The 18,124-nt window shown below is 66.1% G+C and carries 14 protein-coding genes; 6 read left to right on the top strand and 8 right to left on the bottom strand.

The window, feature by feature from the left end:
- The 7 genes from K369_RS19020 to K369_RS18990 all read right to left on the bottom strand — a co-directional run bounded on the left by K369_RS19020 (position 1) and on the right by K369_RS18990 (position 8,422).
- A complete protein-coding gene (locus K369_RS19020; protein ID WP_036293315.1) occupies positions 1–1,152 on the bottom strand; it encodes a DNA cytosine methyltransferase in 1,152 nt (383 codons plus the stop codon).
- An 89-nt stretch (positions 1,153–1,241) separates the two neighbouring features.
- Complete coding sequence (locus tag K369_RS19015) at positions 1,242–1,739, bottom strand: cytochrome c-type biogenesis protein (protein WP_036295870.1); 498 nt, start codon at positions 1,737–1,739, stop codon at positions 1,242–1,244.
- Between the two features lie 167 nt (positions 1,740–1,906).
- On the bottom strand, positions 1,907–3,868 hold the full coding sequence (locus K369_RS19010; protein WP_036293313.1) for a heme lyase CcmF/NrfE family subunit: 1,962 nt from the start codon (positions 3,866–3,868) through the stop codon (positions 1,907–1,909).
- A gap of 40 nt (positions 3,869–3,908) precedes the next feature.
- The gene (gene ccmE, locus K369_RS19005) at positions 3,909–4,355 is read right to left on the bottom strand and encodes a cytochrome c maturation protein CcmE (RefSeq protein ID WP_036295868.1); all 447 of its coding nucleotides are present in this window, start codon (positions 4,353–4,355) and stop codon (positions 3,909–3,911) included.
- 1 nt (position 4,356) lies between these two features.
- Positions 4,357–5,463: a c-type cytochrome biogenesis protein CcmI gene (gene ccmI, locus K369_RS19000; protein WP_036293312.1), complete on the bottom strand. Its 1,107-nt coding sequence runs from the start codon at positions 5,461–5,463 to the stop codon at positions 4,357–4,359.
- 57 nt (positions 5,464–5,520) lie between these two features.
- A complete protein-coding gene (locus K369_RS18995) occupies positions 5,521–6,942 on the bottom strand; it encodes a deoxyribodipyrimidine photo-lyase (protein ID WP_036293310.1) in 1,422 nt (473 codons plus the stop codon).
- Positions 6,943–6,946: 4 nt separating this feature from the next.
- Positions 6,947–8,422, bottom strand: a complete 1,476-nt coding sequence (locus K369_RS18990; protein WP_036293309.1) for an amino acid permease — start codon at positions 8,420–8,422, stop codon at positions 6,947–6,949.
- A 310-nt stretch (positions 8,423–8,732) separates the two neighbouring features.
- Here K369_RS18990 and K369_RS18985 point away from each other — a divergent pair, with 310 nt between their 5' ends.
- Positions 8,733–9,704, top strand: coding sequence for an LLM class flavin-dependent oxidoreductase (locus tag K369_RS18985; RefSeq protein WP_051949408.1), 972 nt, complete (start codon positions 8,733–8,735; stop codon positions 9,702–9,704).
- Between the two features lie 79 nt (positions 9,705–9,783).
- Here K369_RS18985 and K369_RS18980 read toward each other — a convergent pair whose 3' ends face one another.
- On the bottom strand, positions 9,784–10,278 hold the full coding sequence (locus K369_RS18980; protein WP_036293307.1) for a heme-binding protein: 495 nt from the start codon (positions 10,276–10,278) through the stop codon (positions 9,784–9,786).
- A 299-nt stretch (positions 10,279–10,577) separates the two neighbouring features.
- On the opposite strand from K369_RS18980, the gene K369_RS18975 reads away from it, so the two are divergent.
- The 5 genes from K369_RS18975 (at position 10,578) to K369_RS18955 (ending at position 18,099) form a co-directional block, all read left to right on the top strand.
- The gene (locus K369_RS18975) at positions 10,578–11,207 is read left to right on the top strand and encodes a helix-turn-helix domain-containing protein (RefSeq protein ID WP_036293302.1); all 630 of its coding nucleotides are present in this window, start codon (positions 10,578–10,580) and stop codon (positions 11,205–11,207) included.
- A 246-nt stretch (positions 11,208–11,453) separates the two neighbouring features.
- Positions 11,454–12,401 (top strand): family 2A encapsulin nanocompartment shell protein, encoded by a 948-nt coding sequence (locus K369_RS18970; protein WP_018267496.1) that lies wholly within the window; start codon positions 11,454–11,456, stop codon positions 12,399–12,401.
- Positions 12,402–12,601: 200 nt separating this feature from the next.
- The gene (locus K369_RS18965) at positions 12,602–14,806 is read left to right on the top strand and encodes a family 2A encapsulin nanocompartment cargo protein cysteine desulfurase (protein WP_036293301.1); all 2,205 of its coding nucleotides are present in this window, start codon (positions 12,602–12,604) and stop codon (positions 14,804–14,806) included.
- A gap of 266 nt (positions 14,807–15,072) precedes the next feature.
- Positions 15,073–15,516, top strand: a complete 444-nt coding sequence (locus K369_RS18960; protein WP_024881605.1) for an Rrf2 family transcriptional regulator — start codon at positions 15,073–15,075, stop codon at positions 15,514–15,516.
- 249 nt (positions 15,517–15,765) lie between these two features.
- The gene (locus K369_RS18955; RefSeq protein ID WP_198033160.1) at positions 15,766–18,099 is read left to right on the top strand and encodes a DUF1549 and DUF1553 domain-containing protein; all 2,334 of its coding nucleotides are present in this window, start codon (positions 15,766–15,768) and stop codon (positions 18,097–18,099) included.
- The last annotated feature ends 25 nt before the right edge of the window (positions 18,100–18,124 follow it).

The following is an 18,124-nucleotide window of genomic DNA, read 5'->3' as shown; positions in this document are numbered from 1 at the left end:
TCAGGCGGCGGCTCTCGAGAGGCCGCGCAGCGTGATGAGCAGCGGCTCGAGAATATGCGCGGCGAGATGGCGCGCCACGGGCGCGACGACGCCGTCGCCGGTGAGGTGATAGGCCTCGTTGTAATTGCGCGGCAGCTGGTAATCCTCGGGCAGGCCCATCAGCCGCGCCGTCTCGCGCGCGGAGATCAATCGCGAGCGCATGCGGCCCTTCTCGACGATCAGCACGATTTGTCGGCTGGAGCCGCCGGCGGGCGTGCGCAGGCAGCCGGCGATATCGTCGAAACGCGCCTCGGCGCGCTGAATTTTCTCGCCATCGGCGCCATAGCGTGTGCGCCGATAGAGCGTTCCCACCATGCGCCGCCCGGCGCGTTTCGCCGCCTCCACCTTGGCGCGATTGAGATCGCTCATTTTGGCGAGCAGCGCTTGCGTCTCCTCGCGATCATGCCAGGCGACGCCCTCCGGCCTGTCGTCGATGAGATCGGCGAGGCGCGTGTTGCGCGCGGCTGGCGCGGCGAGGCGCCACCAGATCCACTTCTCGCGCAGCGCGCGCGGCAGACGCTCCTGCGCCGCGAGCAGCGCGCGCGTATGCCAGAACGGCGAAGGCTCCGCCGTCGTCAGCTCGGCGGGAGCGCTGAAATCGCCATGCAGCGCGACGATGAACAAGCGCGGCCGCGATTGCGGCACGAACAGCGCGGCGTCGATCACCAGCGCGCCGAAGCGATAGTTCTCGCTGGCGAGCGCGGCGCAGAGCGCCTCGAAATCCTTTCCGCCATGCGAGGTCAGCGCGCCGCAGACATTCTCCAGCACCAGCAGCGGCGGATGGCGTCCCTCCTTGCGCAGCGCTTTGACGATCTCGAAAAACGGCCAGAAGGTTCCCGAGCGCTCGCCCTTCAGCCCCGCGCCGGCGCCGGCGAGCGAGAGGTCCTGACAGGGGAAGGACGCCCAGACGAGATCGGCTCTACCGGGCAGATTGGCAGTCGTCACCTTGCGCACGTCGCCGGGGAAGAGCTCCTCGTCCCCCCAATTGGCGCGATAGCTCTCGCATTTCTTCAGGTCGAAATCATTGGCGAAGAGGCATCGCCAGCCGGCCCCTAACCCGGCGCGCGCCATGCCGCCGCCGGCGAAGAATTCGTAATAGCTCGGTCTGTCCATGCAGCGAGTCTAGCGCGATTCGAGAGGCGGCGACATGCCCCCTCCCCAGCCCTCCCCCGCTTCGCGGGAGAGGGGGCGGACTCGGCGCTTCATGAAGGGTTCGCGCTGCCTCTGCCGCTTCCCTCTCCCGCGTTAGCGGGGGAGGGTGAGGGAGGGGGCTCCACGCCCAGCGCCTGCAATTGCGCGCGCTCTTCCGCGGTGAGGGCGGCGGCGCCGGCGCGGCGGTTGCGGCGCGTGGCCGCGAAGATCGCCCAGACGCCGCCGATCAGCGCCAGCGCCGGAGCGGCCCACAGCAGCAGCGTCTCTCGCTTCACTGGCGGGCGTAGCAGCACGAAATCGCCGTAGCGCGCCACCACATAATCGCGCACCTCGGCGTCGCTCGCGCCGTCCTGCAGCCGCTCGCGCACGATGACGCGCAGGTCCTTGGCGAGCGGCGCGTCGGAATCGTCGATCGATTGATTCTGGCAGACGAGGCAGCGCAATTCGGTCGCGATGGCGCGCGCGCGGGCCTCGAGCTTGGGATCGGCGAGCTTTTCGCTCGGTTCGACGGCGAGAGTGGGAGTGAGCAGCGCAATGCTCAAAAGCAAGGCCGAAACAATGCGCGCGTCTCCCCTCTCCCGCTTGCGGGAGAGGGTGGCCCTGCGAAGCAGGGTCGGGTGAGGGCTCGTGGGACCCTCATCCGTCGCGCATTCGCGCGACACCTTCTCCCGCGAGCGGGAGAAGGGGCGCTCTCCGAGATTCGACAAAATTCCCATCACTCCGCCGCCTGTGGCTGCGCAGCCGTGCGGGCGCGGCTGGCGACGCCGATGCGCAGGCGCCGATCGGCGAGCGACAATCCGCCGCCGAGCGCCATCACCACCGCGCCGAGCCAGATCAGCAGCACCAGCGGCTTGTAATAGAGCCGCGCGTCCAGCGTGCCGTCCTCATGCTGCTCGCCGAGCGCGGCATAGACCTGGCCGAGGCCGAGCGTGACGATGCCCGCTTCCGTGCGCGCCATGCGCCGCGCCTGATAGAAGCGCTTCGCCGGCTCTATATGCGCGATCGTCTCGCCGCCCTTGCGCAGCGCCATCACGGCGTAGGTTTCCGCATAATTGGGGCCGGCGCGCGAGGCGATGTCCTCGATCACGATCTGATAGGGGCCGACCTCTTGGGCGACGCCGGGCTTCATGGCGACGATCTGCTCGACGCCCCAGCCGGTCGCGGCGAGGCCGAGCAGCGACAGGCCCATTCCCGCATGGGCGATCGAGGTTCCCCAGGCCGAAAGCGGCAGGCCTTTCAATCGCGCGAGCGCGTTGCCTTGCGCGGCGCGTTGCGCAATGTCCGAAAACGCGCCGACGACGAGATAGACGGCGAGGCCGGCGCTGACGATGGAGAGAACCGGCGCGCCATAGAGCGCGCCGAAAGCCGCGAGCGCCGCGACGCCTGCCGCAAAGGCCGCGCGCAGACGTTGCAGCGCGGCGGCGAGATCGCCGCGCTTCCAGGCGAGCATTTGGCCGATCGGCATCAGCAGCACGAGCGGCAGGGCGATCGGGATCAGCACCGTGTCGAAGAAAGGCGCGCCGACGGAGATTTTGTCGCCGGTCAGCGCCTCCAGCGCCAGCGGATAGAGCGTGCCGATGACGACCGTCGCGCAGGCGACGGTCAGCAGCAGATTATTGACGACCAGCGCGCCCTCGCGCGAGATCGGCGCGAAGAGGCCGCCCGTCGGCAGAGCGCTGGCGCGAAAGGCGAAGAGCGCCAGCGCGCCGCCGATGAAGGCGACGAGGATGGCGAGAATGAACACGCCGCGCTCGGGATCGCTGGCGAAGGCGTGCACCGAGGTGAGCACGCCGGAGCGCACCAGGAAAGTGCCGAGCAGCGACAGCGAGAAGGCCAGAATGGAGAGGAAGATCGTCCAGACCTTCAGCGCCTCGCGCTTCTCCATCACAGCGGCGCAATGCAGCAGCGCCGTGCCGGCGAGCCAGGGCATGAGCGAGGCGTTCTCGACCGGATCCCAGAACCAGAAGCCGCCCCAGCCCAAAGTGTAATAGGCCCAATACGAGCCCATCGCGATGCCGAGCGTCAGGAATATCCAGGCGGCGAGCGTCCACGGCCGCACGAAGCGCGCCCAGGCGGCGTCTATGCGTCCGCCGATCAGCGCCGCAGCGGCGAAGGAAAAGACGATCGAGAAGCCGACATAGCCGAGATAGAGCAGCGGCGGATGAATGGCGAGGCCGGGGTCTTGCAGAATGGGGTTGAGGTCGCGCCCCTGCCAGGGCGGATCGGCGACGCGCGCGAAAGGATTGGAGGTCAGCAGGATGAAGGCGAGAAAGGCCGCGCCCATCAATCCCTGCACGGCGAGCGTGTCGGCGCGCAGCAAATCCGGCATGGCGCGCGAGAGCAATGCGATGGCCGCGCCGCAGGAGGAGAGCACGAGCACCCACAGCAGCATGGAGCCTTCGTGATTTCCCCACACGCCGGAGATTTTATAGATCATCGGCTTCAAGGAGTGGGAATTCTCGATCACATTGACGAGCGAGAAATCCGAGACGACATGCGCATAGGTGAGCGCGCCATAGGCAGTGGCGACGAGGAGAAATTGCGCCACCGCCACGGGGCGCGCGACGCGCATCAGCGCGACATCGCGCAGCCGCGCGCCGACGAAGGGAAGAATGGCCTGCGCCAGCGCGAGAGCCAGCGCCAGAACGAGCGCGAAATGGCCGGTCTCGACGATCATATCGCCTCCGCGCGTTGGGTGTGAAGGAGAGCGAGCCGCGTCATTTCTTCGTCCCTTCGCCCTGCCACACGCCCTGCTTCTTCAGCGAGTCGGCGACTTCGCGCGGCATGTAGCGCTCATCGTGCTTGGCCAGCACGCTGTCGGCGCGAAAGGCGCCGTCGGCGCCGAGCGTTCCATCGACGACGACGCCCTGTCCCTCGCGGAACAAATCCGGAAGCAGGCCCTTATAGGCGACGCCGAGGTCCGCCGTTCTGTCGGTGACGGTGAAAACGACATTGCGGTCGTCGCCGCGCTGCACTGAGCCTTCCTTCACCAGCCCGCCGATGCGCAGCCTGGTCCCCGGCGCGACATGCTTTTGCGCGAGCTCTGCGGGCGAATAGAAGAACACGATATTGTCGCGCAGTGCGAACAGCGCCAGCCCGACGGCGATAGCGAGAACCGCGAGCGCGCCGGAGATGAGCGCGAGCCTCTTGCCCTTGCGAGTCATGTCAACCTCCAACGCCCAATTCGCGCGCCAGCGCATCGACGCGGGCGAGACCATCCTTGTCCTGCGCCAGCGCCTTGTGGGCGCCGTCGAGCGCGGTCTTGGCCTTTTCGGTCTCGGCCAGCACGCTATAGGCGCGGATGAGCCGCAGCCAGCCCTCGACATCGGCGCCGTCCTGCTCGAGCTTGCCGCGCAGCCGCTCGACCATTGTGCGAATGGCGTCCATTCGCTGCCCCTCGGGCATTGCGGCGATCTTCGCGCCTTCCTCGCTCGCCGGCGCGGATTCGGGCGCGGGCGCGCCGCGCAATTGCGCCAGCAGCGTTTCGACGCGCGGACGCCAGGGGGCGTCGGACGGGCCGTCGGCGAGGAGCTTCGTCCAGACGTCTTCGGCCTTCTCGCGCGCGCCGGTCTGCGCCGCCTCGAGGCCGAGGTAGAAGCGCGCCATGGCGGATTGCGGATCGAGCGCGAGCGCCGCCTCGAACTCGCGCATGGCCTGCGGCGTCACGCGGCCTTCCGAGGCCAGCACGCGCGCTTCGCCGAGCGCATTGTGGCGATGCGGCGTCGGCCCCAGCAGGCGCAGCGCCTTCTCATAGGCGTCGGCGGCGTCCGCCGCGCGGCCATTGCGCATATAGAAGGGCGCGATCACCTCATAGCCGCGGCCATCCTCGGGATGCTCGGCGAGATGCGCCTCTATGCGCGCAACGGCGGTCGCTATGTCGGTGTGGCCGGGCTTGGCCTCGAGCCGCGCCTCGAGCGAGGCGTCCGGCAGATCGGGACGGCCGAGCTTGCCATAGAGCGGCAGAGCGAGAGCGGGGATCAGAATGATCGCGCTCGCCGCCGCGACAATGGCGTTGCGTCGGGAAGACGCGGCGGCGCCGGCGCTCGCGCCGCGGGCGCGCAGCAGGCGGCGGGCCGCCTCAGTCCGCGCGGTCTCGGCGTCGGCGGCGGACAGGCGCCCCTCGGCGCTCTCGCGCGCGATCTCGGCGATCTGCTCCTCGAAAAAGGCGATGTCGGTGGCGGCGGCGTCGGCGACGCCGTTTTTGCGGGCGAGCGGCCACAGCACGCTCATGACTGCGGCGCCGGTCAGTAGAGCGAAGATAAGCCAGATCATGGCCCGGCTGTTTAGAGGGAATCCGACTGAGAGGGAAGGGAGATAGAATTTCCCGCCTCACCCGGCGCGCGCAGAAGCGTAAGCTTCGAGCGCTCTTTGCCGCGCGGCGGCGTGATCGACGATGGGGCGCGGATAGGTCTCGCCGAGAGCAATCCCCGCTTCGCGCAGCGCGCGCTCCGGCGCGGCCCAGGGCTTGTGAATATATTTCGCCTCGAGCCGCGCCAGCTCGGGGACGAAGCGGCGGACAAAGGCGCCATCGGGATCGAATTTCTCACCCTGCAGCACGGGATTGAAGATGCGGAAATATGGCGCGGCGTCGGCGCCGCAGCCGGCGACCCATTGCCAATTGCCGGAATTATTGGCGAGATCGGCGTCGACCAGCGTGTCCCAGAACCAGCGTTCGCCCTCCCGCCAGGGCAGCAGGAGATGCTTCACCAGAAATGAGGCGGCCACCATGCGCAGGCGATTATGCATGAAGCCGGTCCGCCACAGCTGGCGCATTGCGGCGTCGACCAGCGGATAGCCGGTCTCGCCCTTCTTCCAGGCTTCGAGGGCGCCTGCGTCATTCGCCCAGGGGAAGCGCGCGAAGGATTTATCGAGCGGCGCCTCCGGCATATCGGGATGGGCGGCGAGCAGATGGCGCCAAAATTCCCGCCAGCCGAGCTCGCGCAGAAAGGCGAGGCGGCCTTCTCGCGGAGCGGCGGCGGTCGCGCTCCAAATCTGCATCGGCGAAATCTCGCCCCAATGGAGATGCGGCGAGAGGCGCGAGGCGCCGTCCTTCGCGGGAAAATCCCGCAGCAGAGCATAGGCGCCTATGCCGTCGCGCAGAAAATCGGCGAGGCGCCGCTGCGCTCCGGCCTCGCCCGGCCGCCAGCTCTCGCGCAGGCCTTGCGCCCAATCCGGCGCCTTCGGCTGCAGCCGCCAATCGTCGAGCCGATCGCTCGCGGGGGCGGGCGCGGCGCGGAGCTTCTTTGGTGCGGGCAGAGGCGGCGCCGGCTGCAGAAGCTCGGCGAGCGCGCGCCAGAAGGGCGTGAAAACGCGGAAGGGCTGCCCTTGCGCATTGCAGACCGAGCCGGGCTCGGCGAGCAGCGCGCCGGCGAAGCTTTGCGTCGTGACGCCGCGCTCGCGCAGCTGCGCCTCTAGCTCCGCGTCGCGCTTTGTCGCCCAGGGCTCATAGATGCGGTTGCAATAGACGGCGGCGGCGCCGGTCTCCGCGGCGAGGCGCAGCAATTCCGCCTGCGCGTCGCCGCGCCGCAGCGTCAGCGGCGCGGCACGCTTTTCGAGATCGCGCGAGAGGGCGGCGAGGCTCTCGTGCAGCCACCAGCGCGCGGCGCCGCCGAGCCGCCATTCGCCGCCTTCTTCCTCGTCCAGAATAAAGGCGGGGATCAGCGGCGCGCCGGAGGCGACGGCGGCGCTCAGGGCGCGATTATCGGTGAGCCGAAGGTCGCGCCGAAACCAGATTATGGCCGGCGCGCTCAACGCCTCACCTGCGGCGGGTGCGCAGGCTGCCGTAGAAATAATAGAGCGCGAGCCCGGCCGCCATCCAGACGAAGAGGCGGATCCAGGTTTCGATCGGCAGCGCGCCCATCAGCGCGAGGCAGGAGAAAATGCCGCAAAACGGCACCCATGGAATGCCCGGCGCGCGGAAGGGGCGATGCAGCTCCGGGTTCTTGCGACGCAAATAGAGCACGGCGCCGCAGACGAGCGCAAAAGCGGAGAGCGTGCCGATCGACACCATCTCGTCGAGAATCTCTATGGGGAACAGGCCGGCGGCGATCGCCACCAGCACGCCGACGACGATCTGGCTGATCGCCGGCGTTTTATAGACCGGATGCAGCCTGGCGAAGACGGGCGGCAGCATGCCGTCATGCGCCATGGAGTAGAAGACGCGCGTCTGGCCGAAGAGCAGCGCCAGAATGACGGTGGTGAGGCCGGCGAGCGCGCCGATCTTGACGGTCCAGGCCATCCAGGAGGCGCCGGTGGCGTCCATCGCCACGGCGATCGGGTCCGGCACATTGAGCGCCGTGTAGGAGACGACGCCCGTCGCCACGCCGGCGACGCCGACGAACAGCACGGTGCAGATGGCCAGCGAGCCGATGATGCCGATCGGCACGTCGCGCTGCGGGAGCTTCGCCTCCTGCGCCGCGGTCGAGACGGCGTCGAAGCCGATATAGGAGAAGAACACGACGGAAGCGCCGCGCAGCACGCCGCTCCAGCCGAAATGGCCGAATTCTCCGGTGTTCTCGGGCACGAAAGGCGTCCAATGCGCCGTGTCGATATAGGAGACGCCGAAGAAGATGACGATCAGCACCACGCCGAGCTTCACGAAGACGATGAAATTATTGAACATGGAAGATTCGTGCGTGCCGCGCGCCAAGAGCAGAGAGAGCGCCAATATCACCAGAGCCGCCGGCAGGTTGAAGAATCCATGGCCGGCCGCGGCGCCGACATGACCGGCTTCCGAGAAATAGGCCGTCGTCCATTGTGGCGGCAAATCTATGCCGATTCCATGCAGCACGCGGTTGAAATAGCCCGCCCAGCCGACCGCCACCGTCGCGGCGCCGAGCCCATATTCCAGCACCAGATCCCAGCCGATGATCCAGGCGAAGATCTCGCCGAGCGTGGCGTAAGTATAGGTGTAGGCGCTGCCCGAGACGGGAATGAGCGCGGCGAGCTCCGAATAGCAGAGCGCCACGAAAGCGCAGACGAGTCCGGCGAGCGCAAAGGAGATGACGACGCCCGGCCCGGCGAATTTCGCCGCGACCGTGCCGGTGAGCACGAAAATGCCGGCGCCGATGATGCCGCCTATGCCGAGCGCGGTGAGCGAGACCGGCCCCAGCGCGCGCGCAAAATTGCCGCCTTCCTCGAGGTGATTTTCAGCGATGATTTCGTCGACGCTCTTGCGGGCGAAAAAATTGCGCGTCGGCGCGGATGCGCCGGTCGTCGTGTCTTGCACCACGAGGAGACCCCTTCTCAGCGAATGGCGTTCGCGCGAAAGCGCGCAGCCCCTGATCGGGGCGCGATTATGGTTGCGCTGTGAAAAGGTTACAAGAGGCGCAGGCTCGAGCAGGCGTCATCGTGGGCGTCGTCCCGGGCGTTGTCGCATTTCCGACGCGGGCTTCGCGTCGAAGGCGTGGGCGAAACGGCTCGCGCGGCGGAATCTCGCAGTTCTGCGCATAAAAATCGAGGTTTTCACACGGGCGGCTCGGTTGTTGCAGGACTTACCTTCAATTTCCCCGGCGCGTGGCCGGGCCAGCTGGAGCGGCGCGATGAATCCGCGTTTTGGTTACCTGTGCCTGTTCGACAATCCGACCTTGGAGGCGGGCCGCGCATTGACGCGCCAGCTCATATTGGTGCGCGAGGCCGAGCGCATGCGCTTCGACGATATCTGGTTCGCCGAACGTCATTTCGACGATTATTTTCCGAGCGGCGCCAACTCTGTCATGCTCGGCTATGCGGCAGGCGTCACCATGCGGGCGCGCATCGGCTCGGCGTCCTTTCTGCCGGCGCTGCGCGATCCGATCCAGCTCGCCGAAGATGTCGCCAGCATCGATCTCTTGACCAAGGGCCGGTTCAGCTTCGGCGTCGCCAGCGGCGCCGATTTTCCCAAGCAGACGGTCAATTTCGGCGTCGCGCCGGAAGACGCCAACGAGCGTGGCCTGGAGGCGCTGGAGCTCGTCGAGCGCCTGCTGCTGGAGGGCGAGGTCACGCATAAGGGCAAATATTTCCAGGTGGAGAAGCTGGGCCTCTCGCCGCGGCCGGAGCAGAAGGTTCCGACCTGGATCGCGACGACGACGGAGAGCACGATCCGCCTCGCTGCGCGCAAGGGCTATGGGCTCATGGCGTCGGCGACCTGCACGAATGACGAGCTGCATCGCATTCTCGGCGTCTACAAAGACGAGGCGCCCGATGGCGACCCGCGTCTGGTGCTCGCGCGCTTCGGCTTTGCGACACAGGAACGCGCCGAGGCGGTGTCGATCGCGACCCCCTATCTCGAGGATTTCTGCGCCAAAGCCAACGCCGCGCGCGCCGAGGGCGAGGCGGCGCTCGATCCGCAGGCGCTTTTGTCCATGTCGCTGGTCGGCAGCTTCAAGGAGGTCGCGGACCAGGTGAACAGTCTGAACGAGGAGTTCGGCGTGCATGGCATAGCGATGGCGCCCACCACCTCGCAATTCGACACGGTGAAGCGCTGTCTCGCGGCTTTCGTCGACGAGATTCGTCTGCGTCTGCCGGTGGATTGATCGAGCGCTTTCCGATCGAACGGAAAGCGCTCTCGAGGCGAGAGAGCCGCTCGGCCGAGCGGCTCTCCGATCTGTTGCTCTATTTGAGCTGATCGGCGACCTTTTCGATGCCGGCCTTGGCGCAGGCTTCGTCCTTGTCGCCGCCAGGCGCGCCGGAGACGCCGACGGCGCCTATCACCACATCGCCCGCCTTGATCGGCAGAGCGCCCTGCGCCGCGATCACATTGGCGAGATGCACGGCGCTCAGCGTCGGATTGTCCTTCACGCGCTGCGCGAACTCGCCGGAGGGCGTGCGGAAGGTGCGCGATGTGTAAGCCTTACGATGGCTGTTCTCGAAAGTATGCGGCGAGGAGCCGTCGCCGCGAATGGCGATGAGGATCTGGCCCTGGTCGCCGACGACCGTCACCGAGATGCGATAGCCCTGCTGATAGCAGACGTCATAGGCGGTCTGCGCGATGGCGAGCGCGGTCGGGGTCGGCAGGATCTTCTGCGTGAGCAGCTCGGCGTTGGCGGGCGCCGCAGTCGCGGCGATGGCGCCGAGAGCGACGAAAGAGGCGAGGAGTTTCGACGGCATGGGCTCTCCGGGGAAGAGGAAATTCTGCTCTGCATCCCCGACGGGGATGATAAGCCGATCAATGTTATAGAATTAATTAGCCGTCAAGGCCACGCTCTAGCGCTGAGGACGGGATGATCTCGGTCGCGAACACGCCGCCGGGCGCAGTGAGCATTCTCCTAAAATGCAAAGAAAAGAACGAAAAATCCGCAGTGTGGCGAATAGGTCGCGCTCGCCGAAGAAAAGCCGCGAGCCCGTCATAATTCTTGACCGCGGCCGAAGCGACAGATTAAAAAATATTTAGAAAATAGGAGTTGTCGATGGGTAGATTCCAGCGTGCGTCCGACTCCGAGCCGCCCCGCAGCGAGGGCTCCGAGCGCCTCGCCGATACGGTGGCGCAGCGCCTCGAGCGGCTGATCGCCCGCAAGGGCCGCTCGCTCGAGCGGCTCGCCGAGCTGAGCGGCGTCGAGCTGGACGAGCTGCGGTCGATCGAGTCCGGGGCCAAGGCGCCGACGATCGCCCATTTGTGGCGCATCGCCAATGCGATCGGCGTTCCCTTCGGCAGCCTCGTCGCCTCGCAGGAACGCAGCGGCGTGCTCGTCATGCGCAAGGCCAGCCCCCGGCTGATCGGCTCGCAGGACGGCAATTTTCTCTCGCGGCCCTTGTTTCCCTATGACAGCGCCCGGCCCGTGGAGTTCTATGAGGTGACGATCGCGCCGCTGCATCAGGAGCGCGCCGAGGCCCATGCCCCCGGCGCGAAGGAGACGCTGGTCGTCGCGCAGGGCGAGATCGAGATCATCGCCGGCCGCGAGCCGCCGGTGACGCTCGCCGCGGGCGACGCCGTCGATTTCCTCGCCGATGTGCCGCATAGCTATCGCAATCTCGGCGAGACGCCGGCGAGCTTCTTTCTCGTAATGTCCTATGCCGCGGCCGAGACGGGCGAGGCATGAGGGCGAAGCTCACACACTATATCGTTCTTGTAGACGTATAGTAAGTGAATATAAAAAGATAAGTATTGGAAAGTAGTAAAATTTTCTATTCAGAATACTATTGATTTGCATGGGGGACGACTGTAGTTATCGCTCGCGGTTCGGATTCGTCCCGCCGCGCTTTTTCGATGACGGCCGACGTTCATCGGCGTCCGCGCGAGCTGAGGCTCGCGCCGGCGCCGGGCGCATCGTTCGAGGAATGAACCCATGACCACGGAACCAGAAGTCCGGCGGACGCTGAGCGAATCTGCGGCCCGCCAGCTCGCCAATGCGACCAAGACGAGAGCGCAGTGGTCGGGCATTACGCCGCGCTGGCTCGTGTCCTTTCTGCCTTGGACGCCCGTCGAGGCCGGCATCTACCGGCTGAACCGCGTCAAGGAAGAGGGCGCCCTCACCGACGCCGACGTGACCTGCAGCCCGGCCCGCGACCGCGACGCCGATCTGCCGGAGACCTTCGTCGATTACGAGGATCATCCGCGCGAATATTCGATGAATGCGGTCACGACCGTGCTCGACGTGCAGACTCGCGTCTCCGATCTCTACAGCCATCCTTACGATCAGATCCAGGAGCAGGTCCGCCTGCTGACGGAGAAGGTCAAGGAGAAGCAGGAGAGCGAGCTCATCAACAACGCCGAATACGGCTTGCTCGCCAACGCCCATCCGTCGATGAAAATCAGGACGCGGACGGGCGCGCCGACGCCGGACGATCTCGACGAGCTCATCACCAAGGTCTGGAAGGAGCCGGCCTTCTTCCTCGCGCATCCGCGCGCCATCGCGGCCTTCGGTCGCGAATGCACCCGTCGCGGCGTGCCGCCGCCGACCGTCACTTTGTTCGGCTCGCCCTTCATCACCTGGCGCGGCCTGCCCCTGGTGCCGAGCGACAAGCTCTTCATCGACGAGAACGGCAAGACCAATATTCTGCTGCTGCGCACGGGCGAGAAGAAGCAGGGCGTGATCGGCCTGTTCCAGCCGGGCATTCCCGGCGAGGTGGCGCCGAGCCTTTCGGTGCGCTTCATGGGCATCAACCGCAAGGCCATCGCCTCCTATCTCATCTCGCTCTATTGCTCGGCCGCCGTGCTGACGCATGATGCGCTCGGCGTGCTCGAGGGCGTCGAGGTGGGCAAGTTCCACGATTACGGCGACAAATACGTCTAAGTAATGAGAAGAGGGCGTTTCCACCTCCCCCTGGAGGGGGAGGTCGAGCGCCACAGGCGCTCGGGAGGGGGTGCTCCCCGAGTCTCGGGGCCGACCCCACCCCGGACCGCCTGTGGCGGTCCGACCCTCCCCCTTAAAGGGGAGGGTAGGCGCTTCCGCCCTGCGCGGAAGGAGATACGTCAAGACGAGGAACGAGGATCATGTCTTCTGCGCCGTCCAATTCCGCGGCCTTCGGCGCCAGCGCGCCGGACGCGCCCTCCGAGGAGACGCTGACGCGCCATGGCGCGCCGTCCTTTCCCGATCCGGCCATGATCGCCCGCCTCGCCAATGCTTTTTTCCAGGCCTCGCCCAGCGAATCGCCGGCGACGCTCTCTCCCGGCGCGCCGATCGTGCCGCCGACTCTTCCCGAGGCGCCGGCCCCCTCCATCGTCACCAGCGTCGCGCCCTATGCGCCGGCGCGGGCGCCCGTGGGGCCGCCGGACGTTCCGCCGACGACGATTCCCTCCATCGCGCCGACGCCCAATCTCTCCGCGCCCTCGGCGCCGGTCGGCTTGCAGCCGGCGGTCCCGCCCTATGGGCTCTCGGATGTTCCGCAGCCGGGCGCTTCCGCCGGGGCCTTCGAGCCGGGAAGCCCTTCGGCGGCGGCGATCGATTATTCCGCCATTCCAAACACGCTGGCGCAATATGGCGGCGCCGCGCCGGTGCAGGCGCCGGCGCCTTATGGCGGCTATGATGCGGACGCCGCTCCGGGCGGCGTGAAGGCCACGCCGGCCGACAATCTCTATTTCCTGCGCGAGCGCGCGCCCGCGGTCGCGCCGGGCTCCGTTCCCGCAGTCACCTCGCTCTCGCTCGTCGACCGCTATGATACGGATGTCGCGCCGGCGCCCGCCGTCGCCGCCCCCGATGCTGCGCCGGAGAGCTTCGCCTATTCCGGCCCCTCGGAGGCCGATCCGCATCGCGTGTCGGACGCTTTCGCGCTGGGGACGCCCAATGTCGCCATGCCGGAAATCTCCGGCCAGGAGCGCAGCTTCGCGCCCGGCGCCGCTGGTCCCGCCGCGACCGATTCGCTCTATTTTCTCGATCGCGCCGGCGCCGTTCCCGCCGCGCCGAAGACGGCTCCGCAAGAGTCGCAGGGCTATGCGCCGCAACTCGCCGCCAGCGCGCCGGCGAGCCGGGCGGCCTTCGACCCCTATGCGGTGAAGCGCGACTTCCCCATTCTGCAGCAGCAGGTGCATGGCAAGCAGCTGGTCTGGCTCGACAACGCCGCGACGACGCAAAAGCCGCAGGCGGTCATCGACCGGCTCGCCCACTTCTATGAATATGAGAATTCCAACATTCATCGCGCCGCCCATGCGCTGGCGGCGCGCTCGACCGACGCCTATGAGGCCGCGCGCGAGAAGGTTCGCCGCTTCCTGAAGGCGCCTTCGGTCAAGGACATCATCTTCGTGCGCGGCGCGACCGAGGCGATCAATCTCGTCGCTCAGGCCTGGGGTCGCCGCAATGTGCAGGCGGGCGACGAGATCGTCGTCTCCTGGCTCGAGCATCACGCCAATATCGTGCCCTGGCAGCAGCTCTGCGCCGAGAAAGGCGCGCGTCTGCGCGTCGCGCCGGTGGACGATCGCGGCCAGATCATCCTCGAGGAATATGAGAAGCTGCTGAACCCCAAGACGCGAATCGTCTCGGTGACGCAGGTCTCCAATGCGCTCGGCACGGTGACGCCGGTGCATGAGATCACGGCCATGGCCCATCGCCATGGCGCACGCGTGCTCATCGACGGAGCGCAATCGGTCTCGCATATGCCCGTGGACGTTCAGTCGATCGGCTGCGACTTCTTTGTCTTCTCCGGCCATAAGGTGTTCGGCCCGACGGGAATCGGCGTCGTCTATGGCAGGGACGACGTGCTCGCCGACATGCCGCCCTGGCAGGGCGGCGGCAATATGATCGCCGACGTCACCTTCGAGAAGACCATCTATCAAGGCCCGCCGGAGCGTTTCGAGGCCGGCACCGGCAATATCGCCGACGCCGTGGGCCTCGGCGCGGCGCTCGATTATGTCGAATCCATCGGCATGGAGGTGATCGCGCGCTATGAGCATGATCTCCTCGTCTATGCGACGGAGAAGATGCGCATGGTGCCGGGCCTCACCTTCATCGGCACGGCGGCGGAGAAGGCGAGCGTGCTCTCCTTCGTGCTCGACGGCCAGCGCACCGAGGAGGTCGGCAAGGCGCTGGACCGCGAGGGCATAGCGGTGCGCGCCGGCCATCATTGCGCGCAGCCGATTCTGCGCCGCTTCGGCCTCGAGGCGACCGTGCGGCCGTCGCTGGCCTTCTATAATACGTGCGCCGATGTCGATGCCCTGGTCGCTGCGCTCCTGCGCCTGCAGAGCGGACGCGCCGGCTTTTTCTAAAGGACGCCGCTCATCGTTCCTGGTTGCGTGATCCGATCCGATCGGCTCGGATCACGCATCTCGATTCCAGTCCCTGAGCGAATTCTGATCGATAGAACGTTCCATTCGATCGGGTCGCGCTCGCGCGGCGAGAAAAACCTTCTTTCGTGACGCCGCAGCGCATCGTCCCGATCTTCTCCCGAACGTTTCGACGAAAGGTCTATCGTCTTTATTGACTTCCTGACTCGCCACTAATAGTCTACTGTTTTTATAGACGAGGTGGCCAGATGCTGACGAAAAAGGGCAAATACGGCATCAAAGCCATGAGCTATCTCGCGCGTTTCGAGCCGGGGCGAACGGTGCCGGTGCAAGAGATCGCGACGACGCAGCGCATCCCCAAAAAATTTCTGGACGCGATTCTCTGCGAGCTCCGCAATCTCGGCTATGTCAGCTCCAAAATGGGCAAGGGCGGCGGCTACACGCTGGCCCGCCCGGCCGAGACGATCACCGTCGGCAATATCATCCGCGCGCTCGACGGTCCGCTGGCGCCGCTCCCTTGCGCCAGCAAGACGCGCTACCAGCCCTGCGACGATTGCGTCGATGTCGAAAAATGCGCCGTCCGGCTGGTGATGCAGGATGCCCAACGGGCTCTGTCCGGCGTGCTCGACAATTGCACGCTCGCCCATGTTCGCGACCTCGCCGATGAGGTCGCGCTCTGCTACGAGATCTGATCTTCCAATCGCTTCGGAATTTCGCGTAAGGCGCCTCGGCGCGCGCCACGCCATGCGCGCGACGACCTGCGAAACGCTGCTTTTTTCGAAGAGAAGTCGATCTTCTTTGTAGACTTAATGGATATAGTCGCCTAAAGTCCCCCTCGAGCCACGAAGATGCGAGCGTGCAATGGCGCGCCGACGGAACGCGGTCGTCACGTAAGCATATGACGCCGATAGGCAATAGAGAAAAGACGAGGTTGCGGGCACATGACGAAGACCTTGAAAAGATCCGTGATCGCAATGATGTTGAGCGCCTCTGCGGCCGCCCTCGCGATCGCCGAAGAGCAGAAGGCGCCGGCCGCCGCCACGACCGAGTCGCCGCGCGCGAGCAAGCCACATTGGGCGTGGCAGCCGGCCTACCAGCCCTTCGCGCCGAATGTGCAGAACAAGGACTGGTCGCATTCCTCCTTCGACGCTTTCGTGCTCTCCAAGATCGAGGCGCGCGGCCTGACGCCTTCACCCGACGCCGATCGCGCCACCTTCATTCGCCGCGCCACGCTGGACGCCTGGGGCCTCATCCCGACGCCGGAGGAGGTCGCCGCCTTCGAGAACGACAAGAGCGCGGACGCTTATGAGAAGCTCATCGACCGTCTGCTCGCCTCGCCGCGCTATGGCGAGCGTCAGGCGCGCTTCTGGCTCGACCTCGCGCGCTATGCCGACAGCACCGGCTTCCAGAACGACAATACGCGGCCGAACATGTTCCGGTATCGCGACTATGTGATCAAGGCGTTCAACGACGACAGGTCCTACGCGCAATTCATCCGCGAGCAGATCGCCGGCGACGAGATCGCCCCTGGCGATCAGGAGGTGCTGGTCGCGACCGGCTTCCTCGCCGGCTACCCGGACAACAGCAACTCGCGCGATCTGGTGCAGCGCAAATATCAGATCACGACCGATATGGTCGACACGGTCGGCCAGGCGATCCTCGGCACGACGGTCGGCTGCGCGCGCTGCCACAATCACAAGACCGACAAGTTCACGCAGAAGGACTATTATTCTCTGCAGGCCTTCTTCGCCAACACCGCCTTCGACGAGAAGGTCCCCGCCAAGAAGGGCGAGGTGGAGGCCGAGTTCCAGAAGGAGCAGGCCGTCTATAATGAGGCGACCAAGGCCATTCGCGCGCGGCAGAAGGAGATCATCGACTCTGTCCGCGAGGCGGCGCTGAAATATCATAAAGAGCGCTATCTCACCGACAGCCGCGACTCGATCTTCAAGCCGAAGGATCAGTGGAACGCGCTCGACCGCTGGGTCAATCACCGTCTCGTCGCGGTGACGGACGATGCGGCGCTCGCCGGCTTCCTGCGCTACGCCGCCGACGACAAGGCTGCGCCGGAGCACAGCGAGGAGATCGTCAAGAAGGCGGAGGAATATCAGAAGCTGACGCAGGAGCTGCGCAAGTTCCAGAATCTGCGCTCCAACAAGGGCTCGCTGAACTTCACCGCCGCCACCGAGCTCGGCCATAGCGACGCGCCGCCCACGCATATTCTCTTCGTCGGCAATCACGAGAAGCCGCTCGATGAGGTGCAGCCGGCCTTCCCCGAGGGCATCACGAGCGAGCTTCCGGACATCAAGCCGACGGCGACCTCCTCCGGCCGCCGCACGGCGCTCGCCGATTGGCTGGTGAGCGAGAAGAATCCGCTCACCGCGCGCGTCTTCGTCAATCGCGTGTGGAACCAGTATTTCGGCAAGGGCATCGTCGGCACGGTCAGCGATTTCGGCAAGGCCGGCGACAAGCCCACCAATCAGGAGCTGCTCGACCATCTCGCCTTCACCTTCGTGAAGGACGGCTGGAGCGTGAAGAAGCTGCATCGCTCCATCCTGCTCTCGGCCACCTATCGCCAGTCCTCCGATTATCGCGAGGATGTGGCCAAGGCCGATCCCGAGAACAAGCTGCTGGCCGTCTTCCCGCGCAAGCGTCTCGAGGCGGAGGAAATCCGCGATTCGATCCTCGTCGCGTCCGGTAAGCTCAACGAGCGTATCGGCGGCCCGAGCGTGTTCCCGCCCGTTCCGACGAATTTCGCCGGCGGCGGCAATTTCAATCAGGATCCCGCCTGGGTCGTCTCGAAGGACCCGAAGGATCACACCCGCCGCAGCCTCTACATCTTCACGCGGCGCAGCCTGCCCTATCCCCTGCTGGAGACGTTCGACATGGCGAACGCACAGCAGATTCACAGCAAGCGCGATGTGACGACGACGCCGCTGCAGGCGCTGACGCTCTACAACAGCGAGCTCGTCTTCCAATGGTCGCAGGCGCTGGCGGGCCGCGTGATCGAGGAGGCCGGCGACAATGAGGCCGCGCAGCTCGATCGCCTCTATCTCGTGCTGTTCGGCCGCAAGCCGAGCGAGCCGGAGGTGAAGGCGCTGCACGCCTTCCTCGATCAGCATCAGAAGACGATCGCCGAGAAGGCCGAGAACGGCAAGCTCTCGATCGCGGTGCCGGTGACGACGAAAGCGCATTTCGTCGATCCGCTGCGCGCCTCGGCCTTCGTCGATCTCGTGCACACGGTCGTGAACAGCAACGACTTCGTCTACCGCTTCTAAAAGACACCACAGCAATCTGAACCGA

It is taken from the genome of Methylosinus sp. PW1 (genome assembly GCF_000745215.1).
In the GTDB taxonomy this organism is placed as follows: domain Bacteria; phylum Pseudomonadota; class Alphaproteobacteria; order Rhizobiales; family Beijerinckiaceae; genus Methylosinus.
The sequence above is the reverse complement of the archived record's forward strand: the minus strand, read 5'-3'. Positions and strand labels throughout refer to the sequence as shown.

What these genes read in the sequence shown, in the direction of transcription:
- K369_RS19020 (WP_036293315.1), bottom strand. Translation starts at nt 1,152, where the DNA reads ATGGACAGACCGAGCTATTACGAATTCTTCGCCGGCGGCGGCATGGCG.
- K369_RS19010 (WP_036293313.1), bottom strand. Translation starts at nt 3,868, where the DNA reads ATGATCGTCGAGACCGGCCATTTCGCGCTCGTTCTGGCGCTGGCTCTC.
- ccmE (WP_036295868.1), bottom strand. Translation starts at nt 4,355, where the DNA reads ATGACTCGCAAGGGCAAGAGGCTCGCGCTCATCTCCGGCGCGCTCGCG.
- ccmI (WP_036293312.1), bottom strand. Translation starts at nt 5,463, where the DNA reads ATGATCTGGCTTATCTTCGCTCTACTGACCGGCGCCGCAGTCATGAGC.
- K369_RS18985 (WP_051949408.1), top strand. Translation starts at nt 8,733, where the DNA reads ATGAATCCGCGTTTTGGTTACCTGTGCCTGTTCGACAATCCGACCTTG.
- K369_RS18980 (WP_036293307.1), bottom strand. Translation starts at nt 10,278, where the DNA reads ATGCCGTCGAAACTCCTCGCCTCTTTCGTCGCTCTCGGCGCCATCGCC.
- K369_RS18975 (WP_036293302.1), top strand. Translation starts at nt 10,578, where the DNA reads ATGGGTAGATTCCAGCGTGCGTCCGACTCCGAGCCGCCCCGCAGCGAG.
- K369_RS18970 (WP_018267496.1), top strand. Translation starts at nt 11,454, where the DNA reads ATGACCACGGAACCAGAAGTCCGGCGGACGCTGAGCGAATCTGCGGCC.
- K369_RS18965 (WP_036293301.1), top strand. Translation starts at nt 12,602, where the DNA reads ATGTCTTCTGCGCCGTCCAATTCCGCGGCCTTCGGCGCCAGCGCGCCG.
- K369_RS18960 (WP_024881605.1), top strand. Translation starts at nt 15,073, where the DNA reads ATGCTGACGAAAAAGGGCAAATACGGCATCAAAGCCATGAGCTATCTC.
- K369_RS18955 (WP_198033160.1), top strand. Translation starts at nt 15,766, where the DNA reads ATGACGAAGACCTTGAAAAGATCCGTGATCGCAATGATGTTGAGCGCC.